Origin of the sequence: Variovorax sp. H27-G14 (genome assembly GCF_046156345.1) — a bacterium.
Lineage (GTDB): Bacteria > Pseudomonadota > Gammaproteobacteria > Burkholderiales > Burkholderiaceae_C > Variovorax.
The window spans coordinates 231,846-243,690 of the sequence record NZ_JAYLVN010000009.1; the positions used below are offsets into that span (position 1 = coordinate 231,846).

Here is an 11,845-nt window from a genome sequence, read left to right on the forward strand (position 1 = left end):
TCTTGGTTATGGGTACTGTGGTTCTGGGTTCAGTCGGGGCGCAGGCTGCGCAGCGCGGCGTCGAAGGCGGGGCTGCCGCGCCGCAGGTCGGCAACGATGCGGCCCTGGCGCATGCACACCAGGCGATTGGCCAGCGCGGCCTCGCGGCGCAGGTGCGTGGCAATGAGCAAGGTGCGAGTGCCGGCGTGCTGCGCAAGGCGCTGCAGCACGTCGTGGGCGGTGGCGGCGTCGAGCGCTTCGGTGGGCTCGTCGAGCAGCCACAGCGGCACGGGGCGCAGCAGCAGGCGGGCCAATGCGAGGCGGCGCGACTGGCCGCCGGACAGGCCGAGGCCGCCTTCGCCAAGGCGCGTGGCCAGGCCTGCGGGCATCGCACGCACATCGCTCGCGAGGCCGGCGGCCTGCAGCACGGCGTGCAATTGGTCATCGGTGGCAGCGGGGTCGGCCAGGCGGAGGTTGTCGCGCAGGCTGTCCTGAAAGAGCTCGGTGCGTTGGGTCAGCAGGCACGCGGGCTGCGCGCTGACCTGGCCTGCCTGCGGCGTGATCTCGCCGGCAATGGCGGCGAGCAATGTCGACTTGCCCGCGCCGCTCGCGCCGATCAACGCCACGCGCTCGCCTGGCGCCAGCGTGAGCGACAGGTCGCTAAGCACCGGCGTGCGGCTGCCGCTGTGTGCGACGGTGATGCCCTGCAGGTTCAACGCCGAAGAGCTTTCCGTGGGGCGCGCGGCTTGGTCTGCTTCATCCCTCATGCGCGGTGCAAGGCGGCGAACAGCCAGCCAGGTGCGGCCCGCGTCGAGCGCGCCGCGGCGCAGGGCCGCAAAGGGTTCGCTGGCAGTGAGCGCCACGAGCAGTGCCAATGCAGCAGCCGGCGCGCCGATGACGCCCTCGCCGACCAGCGCGCCGACGGCCAGCAGCACGCCGACCAGCGTCAAGGTGCCGGCGCTGCCGTAGGCGAAGCCGGCCGCGGCCTCGAGCTTGTTCAGGGCCAGGTCGGCCTTGGCGAGCTGCGCGTCGGCGTGCATCAGCGCGTCGCGTTGGGCGTCGAGGCGGCCTGCCATTACTAGGTCGGTCTGGCCCGCCACCAGGTCGACGGCGCGTGCGCGCAGCGCTTCGATGGCATGCGCGCGCTGCACGGCCGGGCGGCGCGCACCCTTGGCAACGGCCCAGGCAATGCCCCAGCCCGCGACCACCAGCCAGAGCGCCAATGCGGGCCCCATGCCCGCATGCATGAAGCCGAGCACCACGCCCGCCAGCACCGCGGCGCCCAACGCCGCGGCGGCCGGCACGAACAGGCGCAGGTACAGCGATTCGAGCGCGTCGATGTCCGACGTGAGGCGAAACAGCAGGCGGGCCGGCCGCATCAGCAGTGCGCGCGCTGCCTCTGGCCGGGCCCAGCCGCGGAACAGTCGAACGCGCAGCGCGGCCAGCACCGCGAAGGTTGCGTCGTGCGTGACGAGCCGCTCGCCATAGCGCGACGCGGTGCGCCCCAGCGCAAGCAAACGGATGCCGGCGGACGGCATGAACACGTCGAAAGTGAAGGCGGTGGCGGCATGCAGACCGGCCAGCGCGGTCGCGGTGATGAACCAGCCCGAGAGGCCGAGCAATGCCATTCCGGTGAGCACGGTAAGTGCTGCGAGCAGCGCACCGAGCAGCAAAGGGCGCGGCTGTTCGGCGAGGAATGGGCGCAGCACCAGGCGCAGGTCGCGCCAGTGCGACGAGGTTGCGGGTGCAGGTCGAACAGTGTTCACGCGGCCTGCTCCATCGCTTGCGCATTCAGGCTCACCACGCGGTGCATGCGCGCCGCCAGCACCGGGTCGTGCGTGGCAACGACCAGGGTCTTGCCGCGCGCCAGGGCCACCAGGGCATCGGCGACGCGCTCAGCGGTTTCGGTGTCGAGATGGGCAGTGGGTTCGTCCACCAGCAGCAGGTCCGCATGGGGGTGCACGGCGATGCGTGCGAGTGCCAGGCGCACGGCTTCGCCACCCGACAGGCCGCTGCCCCCTTCGCCCAACGCCACGCCGGGGTGTGCCTGCGCCACGTCTTCGAGTGCGGCAAAGCGCATGGCGCTGGCGACCTGCGGCGTGTCGATGCCCACACGGCCGAGCGCCACGTTGGCCTCCACGGAGCCGGCGAACACATGCGGCGCCTGACCCATCCACGCCATGCGCTGGCGCAATGCGGCCACGGTGTGGTCGGTGAGCGTCACGCCACCGATGACGATGTCGCCACGGCGCGCCGGCACCAGGCCGGCAATCAACGACAGCAAGGCGGTCTTGCCCGCGCCGCTCGGGCCCATCAGCGCGACATGCTCGCCCGCGGCCACACGCAGCTCGAAGCCGTCGACCACGTCTTGCGTTTCTCCAGGCCAGGCGAAATGCAGGTTGTGGATGGTGAGGGCCGGCGCAGCGGCCGGCACGCCCGCCGAAGTGCGGGTCAACGAGGCATTGGCGCCAGGCAGCGGCAGCGCGTTGCGTTGCAGTTGCTCCAGCGATTGCAACGCCGCCTCGCCCGCGGCCCGGTCGTGCCATACGGCCGACAGCTCGCGCAACGGCTCGAAGAAGGCCGGTGCCAGCAACAGCACGAACACACCTTCGCCCAGGCTCAGTTGCCGCCCCCAGGCGCCGAAGCCGAGCGTGCCCAGCAAATGAAAGCCTACATACGCGGCCACCATCGCGACGCCGAGCGCAGAGAAAAGCTCCAGCACCGCCGACGACATGAACGCGATGCGCAGCACCGCCATGGTTCGCGTGCGCAGCGACTGCGCGGCGTCGCCCAGGCGGTGCGCCGTGGCGTCCACCGCGCCCAGCGCGCGCAAGGTGGTCAGGCCGCGAAGGCGGTCGAGCAGGAAGGCGTTCATGCCGCCCATCTCCACCATCTGCGCCTCGCTGGCAGCCTTGGCGCGCCAGCCGACGATGGCCATGAAGATGGGAATGAGCGGCGCGGCGAACAGCAGCACCAGCGCGGCCACCCAAGAGAAAGCAGCCACCGCGCACAGGATGAACAGCGGCACCACCGTCGCGCGCCAACGCGCCGGCTGGTAGCGCACAAGGTACGGCACCAGCGCCTCTGCCTGCTCGGCGAGCACGCTGGCGGCCAGGCCCGAAGGCGCGCGGGCACGGTCGAGCGGCGAGCCTGCGGCCAGCGCCGCCGCCGTCTGCGCGCGCAGCACGGAGAGCTGTGCCCGGGCGCGGCCGAAGGTGCGGCGCGAGCCCCACGCCTCGCAAGCGGCGCGCAGCAAGCCGAGCAGAAGAATCGCGCCCGCCGGCCACACCACCGCCGCAAAACCCCGGCCCTGCGCAAGGCCCTGCACCGCCATCGCCAGCAACGCGGCCTGCGGCAACCAGAACAGCGCGGCAGCCCCTTGCACTACGCCACCCACATCGGGCGACGCAAAGGCCCGCAGTGGCGAGGGTGATGGCGAGTGCTTGGTCATTCCTTGATTTCGTGAATTTTCAGTATTTACTGAAACTTCCACAATTCTATCGAAGATGGGCGCAACTGACGAGCCCGGAGCCTGCGCGCACCGGGACTTGAAAGCAACCGTTTGAGAAAAATCAAGCCGCGGCGCCGCAACGGGCGCCGCAGCCAAGGGCCGCCAAGAAAGCCGCGACAACCGCCGCGACCAGGGCCTCAAGCCTCAGTGCGAAACGACGAGGCCGCTGACCAGCAGCGCAGCGAACAGCGTGAACACCCCGCGCCACGACGCCGGGCGTGCTTCCACCCAGCGGTACAAAAGCGCCGCGGCCGCCACCGACAGGCCGAACGTGGCCACCAGCCCCACCGCGTCGACCCACGCGCCGTGCGGCCCGGCATTGGCCACCGCCGCGTTCATGGCCAGCAGCACCGGAAAGTGAATGAGGAACAGCGAGTACGACATGCGCCCCAGCCGCTGCAACGGCACCGCCGCCGCCGGCCAGTGCGTGGGCGACAGCCACTGCCGCCGCTGCGCGATGGCCAGCAGCAGCGCCGTGACCAGCGCAGTGGCGATGCGGCTGCGCCAGTCGATGGCCAGCGCGCCCGCACCCACCAGCGCCAGCAACGACACCGCGCCCTGCCAGGTGCTGAAGCGCGTGGCGCGCCCGGCCCAGAACACCAGCATGCCCAGGCCGTAGGTGCCGAAGAAATAGAAGGCCGTGTCGTCCAGCCCCGCGTTGCGGTTGAACAGCGCCAGCGAGGCCACGGCCAGCACGATCACCAAGGCCACCGGCGCCCAGCGCGCGCGCAGGCGCGCACCCGCCCCACCGCCGCCGGCGCCACCGCTCGAACGCTGCAGCAGCGTGGGCAAGCCCACCAGCGCCAGCGCCAGCGCGAACAGCTGGAAGTCGATGGCCACGTACCACACGCCGGTGGAGAGCGACTCGTAGCCCAGCAAGTCCTGCAGCAGCAGCCCGTGCGCCACCAGCTGGCCGAAGGTGGGCGATGCGGGCACCACCTCTTCGTCGAGCCAGGGCCGCACCACCGCCGCCACCAGCACGCACACCGTGAGCGCGGCCAGGTACGGCATCACCAGCCGACCGTAGCGTTGAAGAATGCGCGCCACCGGCCGGTCCACGCGCAGCGTGCCGTCGGGCGCGAGGCTGGCCGCGGCCAGAAAGCCGGCAATCACCAGAAACACCTGCACCGCCAGGCGGCCCTGGTCGGACAGCCAGGCGAACAGGTCAGGCGCGAGCGCGTACGCGCCGGCCGGCATCGGGCCGTAGCGCGAGAGATGGTGTCCGACGATCACGGCGCATGCGATGCCCTTGGCCGCGTCGAGCAGCGGCATGCGTCCCAGCGATGACGACGGCGCGCTGGCAGGCGCCGCGCCGTTCGCTATGGCGGTCAAAGCGCGAGCCGCTGCCTTGCTTCCTGGTATTCGCGCTTGAGCTTTTCGATGAAGACCGCGGCGCTGGCCACTTCGGTCACCGCGCCAATGCCCTGGCCCGAGCCCCAGATGTCTTTCCAGGCCTTGGCCTTGCTGCCTTCGCCGGTGGCAAAGTTCATGGTCTTCAGGTCGCCTTCGGGCAGGTTCGTGGGGTCCATGCCGGCCGCCACGATGCTCGGCGCCAGGTAGTTGCCGTGCACGCCGGTGAACAGGTTCGAGTAGACGATGTCGTCGGAGTTGCCGTCGACGATGGCCTGCTTGTAGTCGTCGCTCGCACGCGCCTCTTCGGTCGCGATGAAGGCGGTGCCGATGTAGGCAAAGTCCGCGCCCATGGCCTGCGCCGCGAGCACCGCGCCACCGGTGGCAATGGAGCCCGACAGCGCAATGGGGCCATCGAACCACTGGCGAATTTCCTGCACCAGCGCAAACGGGCTCTTCACGCCCGCATGGCCGCCGGCACCGGCCGCCACGGCGATGATGCCGTCGGCGCCCTTCTCGATCGCCTTCTGCGCGAACTTGTTGTTGATGATGTCGTGCAGCGTGACGCCGCCGTAGCTGTGCACCGCGTCGTTCACGTCGGTGCGCGCGCCCAGCGAGGTGATGACGATCGGCACCTTGTACTTCACGACCATTTCCATGTCGTGGTCGAGCCGGTCGTTGCTCTTGTGCACGATCTGGTTGATGGCGAAGGGCGCGGCGGGCTTGTCCGGGTTGGCTTTGTTGTAGGCCGCGAGTTCTTCGGTGATCTCGATGAGCCACTCTTCCAACTGCGCCGCGGGGCGCGCGTTGAGCGCGGGCATCGAGCCGACCACGCCGGCCTTGCACTGGGCAATCACGAGCTTGGGGTTGCTGATGATGAACAGCGGCGAGCCGATGATGGGCAGCGGCAGGTTCGCCAGGACGGGGGGCAGCTTGGACATGTTGTCTCCGGAAATGAGTTTCGGTTTTATAAGAGGAAGAGGCCCGTGCCGCCCGTCAGTTGGGCGACACGGCCGGGGCTCAGAACGCGTCGAGCGCCAGCGCCGTGACGCTCTCGGCGCCGTCGACGATGCTGTCGCGCATGCCCGGCACCTTGTTCAGGATGTGCTCGGCATAGAAGCGCGCCGTGGCCATCTTCGCCAGCATGAAGTCGGTGTCGAAACTGCGCGAGGCCAAGTCCTGCGCAATGATCAACGAGCGCGCCAGCTGCCAGCCGGCCACCAGGTTGCCCGCGAGCATCAGGTAGGGCACGCTGCCTGCAAACACCGCGTTGGGCGAGGCCTTGGTCTGGCCGGCCACGAAGTCGACCACGTCGATGAACGCCAGGCGCGCGGCGGTCAGGCGCTTGAGCACGGCAGCCGCGGCGGGATGGTCGCTCTTGGCGAGTTCGGCTTCGGTCTTCTCGATTTGCGCGGCAATGGCCTTGGCGGTCTGGCCGCCGTCGCGCGCCGTCTTGCGGCCCACGAGGTCGTTGGCCTGGATGGCGGTGGTGCCTTCGTAGATCGTGAGGATCTTCGCGTCGCGGTAGTACTGCGCCGCGCCGGTCTCCTCGATGAAGCCCATGCCGCCGTGCACCTGCACGCCCAGCGACGCCACCTCGAGGCTCATCTCGGTGCTGTAGCCCTTCACCAGCGGCACCATGAATTCGTAGAAGGCCTGGTTCTGCTTGCGTGCGTCGGCGTCGGCGCTGTGGTGCGCGGCGTCGTAGGCGGCAGCGGCCACGCTGGCCATGGCGCGGCAGCCTTCGGTGTAGGCGCGCATGGTCATCAGCATGCGCTTGACGTCCGGGTGGTGAATGATGGGCGCGCTGGCGTTGATGGAGCCGTCGACCGGGCGGCTCTGCACGCGGTCTTTCGCGTAGGCCACGGCGTGCTGGTAGGCGCGCTCCGCAATCGCAATGCCCTGCATGCCCACCGCGTAGCGGGCCGAGTTCATCATGATGAACATGTACTCCAGGCCGCGGTTCTCCTGGCCCACGAGGTAGCCCACGGCGCCGCCGTGGTCGCCGTACTGCAGCACGGCGGTGGGCGAGGCCTTGATGCCCAGCTTGTGCTCGATGCTCACGCAGTGCACGTCGTTGCGCTCGCCGAGCGTGCCGTCCTTGCCGACCATGAACTTGGGCACCACGAACAGGCTGATGCCCTTCACGCCTTCGGGCGCGCCGTTCACGCGGGCCAGCACGAGGTGCACGATGTTCTCGGCCATGTCGTGCTCACCGTAGGTGATGAAGATCTTGGTGCCGAACACCTTGTAGGTGCCGTCAGGCTGTGGTTCGGCCCGGCTGCGCACCATGGCCAGGTCGCTGCCGGCCTGCGGCTCGGTGAGGTTCATGGTGCCGGTCCACTGGCCGCTCACGAGCTTTTCGAGGTACACCGCCTTCAGCTCGTCGGAGCCGGCCGTGAGCAGCGCCTCGATGGCGCCGTCGCTCAACAGCGGGCACAGCGCGAAGCTCATGTTGGCCGAGTTGAGCATTTCGCCGCAGGCCGCGCCAATGGTCTTGGGCAGGCCCTGGCCGCCGAAGTCCGCCGGATGCTGCAGGCCTTGCCAGCCGCCTGAGACGTACTGCGCAAAGGCTTCCTTGAAGCCCGGCGTGGTGGTGACGACGCCGTCCTTGAACGTCGAGGGGTTGCGGTCGCCCTCCACGTTCAGCGGCGCCACCACGTCCTGGTTGAAGCGCGCGCATTCCTCGAGCACGGCCTGCGCGGTTTCGAGGCCGGCTTCTTCGAAGCCGGGCAGCTTGGCGATCTCGCCGATGTTGGCCAGGTGCTCGATGTCGAACAGCATGTCCTTGAGGGGGGCGGTGTAGCTCATGTCTTGTCTCCAGATACAGCGGATACGAAAAGGGCATCGCGAACGATGCCCTCTGGCTCATTGCGTGGGTACGGTCAGAGCGCCTTCACCAGCTCGGGCACGGCCACGAACAGGTCGGCCACCAGGCCGTAGTCGGCCACGCTGAAGATGGGGGCTTCTTCGTCCTTGTTGATCGCGACGATGACCTTCGAGTCCTTCATGCCGGCCAAGTGCTGGATGGCGCCCGAGATGCCTGCGGCGATGTACAGCTGCGGGGCGACGATCTTGCCGGTCTGGCCGACTTGCCAATCGTTCGGGGCGTAGCCTGCGTCGACGGCTGCGCGGCTGGCGCCGAGGCCTGCGTTGAGCTTGTCGGCCAGAGGCGCCATGACCTCCTGGAACTTCTCGGCGCTGCCCAGGGCACGGCCACCGGAGACGATGATCTTCGCGGCGGTGAGTTCAGGGCGTTCGCTCTTCGTGACTTCACGGCTCACGAAGGTGCTCTTGCCGCTGTCCGCGACGCCTTCAGCGGTTTCGACTGTGGCAGTGCCACCGGTGGCGGCTGCTGCGTCGAAGCCGGTCGTGCGAACCGTGATCACCTTGGTGGCATCGCTGCTCTGCACGGTGGCGATCGCGTTGCCGGCGTAGATCGGGCGCTCGAACGTGTCGGGGCTGTCGACCTTGGTGATGTCGCTGATCTGGGCCACGTCCAGCTTGGCAGCGACGCGGGGGGCCACGTTCTTGCCGTTGGCGGTGGACGGGAACAGGATGTGGCTGTAATTCGCGGCGATCGCGAGGACTTGGGCTGCGACGTTCTCTGCGAGGTTTTCAGCGAGGCTCGGGCTGTCTGCTGCGATGACCTTGGTCACGCCCACGATTTGTGCTGCGGCCTTGGCGGCTTCTGCTGCGTTCGCGCCAGCGACAAGAACGTGCACTTCACCACCGCAAGCCAATGCAGCAGTCACGGTGTTCAAAGTAGCCGGCTTGATGCTGGCGTGGTCGTGTTCGGCAATAACTAGTGCGGTCATGTTCAGATCACCTTCGCTTCGTTCTTCAGTTTGTCCACCAGCGCTGCAACGTCAGGCACCTTGATGCCGGCACCGCGCTTCGGTGGCTCGGCAACCTTCAGGGTCTTCAGGCGGGGCTTCACATCGACACCCAGGTCTTCGGGCTTGAAGATGTCGAGCGTCTTCTTCTTCGCCTTCATGATGTTCGGCAGCGTCACGTAGCGCGGCTCGTTCAGGCGCAGGTCGGTCGTGATGACCGCGGGCAGCGTGAGCGTCAGCGTTTCCATGCCGCCGTCGACTTCGCGCGACACGGTGGCCTTGCCGTCGGCCACTTCGACCTTGGAGGCGAAGGTGGCTTGGGGCAGGTCAGCCAAGGCAGCCAGCATCTGGCCCGTTTGGTTCGCGTCGTCATCGATGGCTTGCTTGCCCAGGATGATGAGTTGCGGTTGTTCCTTGTCGACCAGCGCCTTCAGCAGCTTGGCCACGGCCAGCGGCTGCAGCTCTTCGGTGGTCTCGACCAGAATGCCGCGGTCGGCGCCGATGGCCATCGCGGTGCGCAAGGTCTCCTGGCACTTCGCATCACCGCAAGAGACAGCGATCACCTCGGTGACCACGCCCTTTTCCTTCAAGCGCACAGCCTCTTCGACCGCGATCTCGTCGAACGGGTTCATGCTCATCTTCACGTTGGCAATGTCCACACCGGTGCCGTCGCTCTTCACACGCACCTTCACGTTGTAGTCGACGACCCGTTTGACAGGTACAAGAACCTTCATTGACTTGACTCCATTGGATTGCAAAAAGGGGGCTTTTGAGAGCAGCCGGTCATTCTAGGACGCGACCTTTGCGGCCTCTTCATTCTTCTTGCCGGGCACTTGGGCGCCGATAAAAGAACGATCGTGCTTTTTCACGATTATAAAACAGCGTCGGGCGCTTGCGCGATGCCAGCCGGTAAAGACTCCACACGCAGCACGCGCTGCGGGTAAGGAATGTCAATTCCCGCACCGCGCAACCCGTCGAGGATGGCAATGTTGATGGCCGAGCGCAGGTTGTCCTTGCCCTTGTCGGGGTCGGCCACCCAGAAGTTCAGCGTGAACTCCAGCCCGTCGGGCGCGAAGTTCATCAGAAAGGCCACCGGCGCCGGGTCGCTCATCACGCGGGGCTGCGCCTTGGCCGCCTCGCACAGGATGCTTTGCACCTGCGCCACGTCGCTCTCGTAGCCCACCACGATGGTGGTCGTGATGTTGAACTTTCGGTCGGCCAGCGACAGGTTTTCCACCCGGCTGGTGATGAGCGACTCGTTCGGCACGATGGCCTCGCGCCCGTTGCCCGCGCGAATGAGTGTGTAGCGCGTCTTGATGTCGGTGATGCGACCTTCGAAGGTGTCGACCTTCACGTTGTCGCCGATGCGAATGGAGCGCTCCAGCAGAATGACGAAGCCGCTCACATAGTTGGCCGCCAGCTTCTGCAGGCCGAAGCCCAGGCCCACGCCCAGCGCGCCGCCCAGCACCGACAGCGCCGTCAGGTCCACCCCCACCGCAGACAGCGCAAACAGCAACCCCACCAGCAGCAAGAACGCGCGCACCGCGTTAGACGCCACCTTGCGCATCGACAGGTCGGTAACGGCTTCGCGCAGGATGCGCTTTTCGATGGTCGACGCGATCCACAGCGCAATCACCATCACCAGCCCGGCCGACAGCACGCCCTGAAAGATGGTCTGCAGGCTCACGCGCGTCTTGCCGAAGGCCAGCGTGATGTCGTCCAGCTCGGCCAGCACCGGCGGCAGCAGGCCGACGATCCACAGCACGGCCGCAATCCATGCCAGCCAGGAGATGGTGCGCTCCAGCAGCCGCACGAGGTTGGACGCCGGGAACACCGCGCGCAGCACCCGCGCGAACAGCCGAATGACGGCCAGCGACAGGAACATCGACACCGCGATGCGCAGCACCAGCACGGTCTGAAAGTCGAGCACCACGCGCCGCGCGACTTCGGTGAGCACCAGCGCCAGCAGCGGAAACAGCACGCCGTCGAAGGTGCGCTCGCCGAACCAGATGGAGTCCTTGGGCTGGTCGCGCCCGAACCATTTGCACAGGGCCCAGGCCGCGGCCACGCAGGCCACCAGCGCGGCCAGCTCGATGCCCACGCCGCGCGCATCGACCTGGCCTAGGCGTTGGGTGAAGTCGTTGAAATTCATCGCTTGAAAAAAGACGTGGCGCGGTGCGCGCCCGCTGTACTAAAGGTCCGCCAGCACGCGAATGTGGGCTTCCACGCTGCGCGCCAGGGCGTCGAGGTTGTAGCCGCCTTCGAGCATGGAGACGATGCGGCCCTTGGCATGGCGCCTGGCCACGTCGTGCACGCGCCCGGTGATCCAGGCAAAGTCGTTTTCGTTGAGGCCGAGCTGGCCCAGGTCGTCTTCGCGGTGGGCGTCGAAGCCAGCGCTGATGAACACCATCTGCGGCTTGAACTCCTCCAGCCGCGGCATCCACACCGCCTCGATCATCTCTCGCACGTCCATGCCCTTGGTGTAGGCCGGAATGGGCATGTTGAGCATGTTGGCGGCCGGGTGCTCGGTGCCGCTGTACGGGTAGAACGGGTGCTGGAAGAAGCCGACCATCAGCACGCGCGGGTCGTTCGACAGAATGTTTTCGGTGCCGTTGCCGTGGTGCACGTCGAAGTCGACGATGGCCACGCGCTCCAGGCCGTGCACGTCGATGGCGTGCCGCGCCGCAATGGCCACGTTGTTGAAGAAGCAAAAACCCATGGCCTGCTCCCGGCACGCATGGTGGCCGGGCGGGCGCACCGAGCAGAAGGCGTTTTCCAGCTCGCCGGCCATCACCGCGTCGGTCGCGGCAATGGCGGCACCGGCGGCGCGGCGCGCGGCCAGCAGGGTGAAGCGGGTGAGCACGGTGTCGGGGTCGACCTGCGCATGGTCGGGGCCGCCTGCGGGCTCGTCGGCCACCAGGCGCTGGTGCAGCGCCTCGAGGTTCTCGACATGCTCGGCGCTGTGTGCCCGGGTGATCTGCTGCAGGGTGGCCAGTGGCACCTCGCGGTGGTCCAGCGCGTCGCGCACGCCGGTCAGAAGCAAGCGGTCTTCGATGGCATCCAGCCGGCCGGGGCACTCTGGATGCCCATCGCCCATGTCGTGCTTCCAGAAGTCGCGATGTGTGAAGTAGCCTGTCTTGCCCATGTCTCTGTCGCGTCTAGACCTCAC

9 protein-coding genes are annotated in these 11,845 nt (G+C 67.7%); all 9 read right to left on the reverse strand.

Features of this window, described 5'->3' with window-relative positions:
- Positions 1 to 29 precede the first annotated feature (29 nt).
- The 9 genes from cydC to VLK31_RS21690 all read right to left on the reverse strand — a co-directional run bounded on the left by cydC (position 30) and on the right by VLK31_RS21690 (position 11,821).
- On the reverse strand, positions 30 to 1,745 hold the full coding sequence (gene cydC / locus VLK31_RS21650; protein ID WP_409170497.1) for a thiol reductant ABC exporter subunit CydC: 1,716 nt from the start codon (positions 1,743 to 1,745) through the stop codon (positions 30 to 32).
- Positions 1,742 to 3,430 carry a thiol reductant ABC exporter subunit CydD gene (cydD, locus tag VLK31_RS21655; protein WP_409170498.1) on the reverse strand — a complete coding sequence of 563 codons (1,689 nt, stop codon included), beginning with the start codon at positions 3,428 to 3,430 and terminating at the stop codon, positions 1,742 to 1,744. Before cydD ends, cydC begins: the two co-directional genes overlap by 4 nt.
- A gap of 204 nt (positions 3,431 to 3,634) precedes the next feature.
- The gene (locus tag VLK31_RS21660) at positions 3,635 to 4,762 is read right to left on the reverse strand and encodes an acyltransferase family protein (RefSeq protein WP_409170534.1); all 1,128 of its coding nucleotides are present in this window, start codon (positions 4,760 to 4,762) and stop codon (positions 3,635 to 3,637) included.
- Between the two features lie 56 nt (positions 4,763 to 4,818).
- Positions 4,819 to 5,781: an NAD(P)H-dependent flavin oxidoreductase gene (locus tag VLK31_RS21665; RefSeq protein ID WP_409170499.1), complete on the reverse strand. Its 963-nt coding sequence runs from the start codon at positions 5,779 to 5,781 to the stop codon at positions 4,819 to 4,821.
- 79 nt (positions 5,782 to 5,860) lie between these two features.
- Positions 5,861 to 7,651 (reverse strand): acyl-CoA dehydrogenase, encoded by a 1,791-nt coding sequence (locus tag VLK31_RS21670; protein WP_409170500.1) that lies wholly within the window; start codon positions 7,649 to 7,651, stop codon positions 5,861 to 5,863.
- Between the two features lie 74 nt (positions 7,652 to 7,725).
- Positions 7,726 to 8,658, reverse strand: coding sequence for an electron transfer flavoprotein subunit alpha/FixB family protein (locus VLK31_RS21675; RefSeq protein ID WP_409170501.1), 933 nt, complete (start codon positions 8,656 to 8,658; stop codon positions 7,726 to 7,728).
- Positions 8,659 to 8,660: 2 nt separating this feature from the next.
- Positions 8,661 to 9,410 (reverse strand): electron transfer flavoprotein subunit beta/FixA family protein, encoded by a 750-nt coding sequence (locus tag VLK31_RS21680; RefSeq protein ID WP_409170502.1) that lies wholly within the window; start codon positions 9,408 to 9,410, stop codon positions 8,661 to 8,663.
- Between the two features lie 137 nt (positions 9,411 to 9,547).
- Complete coding sequence (locus VLK31_RS21685) at positions 9,548 to 10,828, reverse strand: mechanosensitive ion channel family protein (protein WP_409170503.1); 1,281 nt, start codon at positions 10,826 to 10,828, stop codon at positions 9,548 to 9,550.
- A 39-nt stretch (positions 10,829 to 10,867) separates the two neighbouring features.
- A complete protein-coding gene (locus VLK31_RS21690) occupies positions 10,868 to 11,821 on the reverse strand; it encodes a histone deacetylase family protein (protein ID WP_409170504.1) in 954 nt (317 codons plus the stop codon).
- Positions 11,822 to 11,845: the final 24 nt, after the last annotated feature.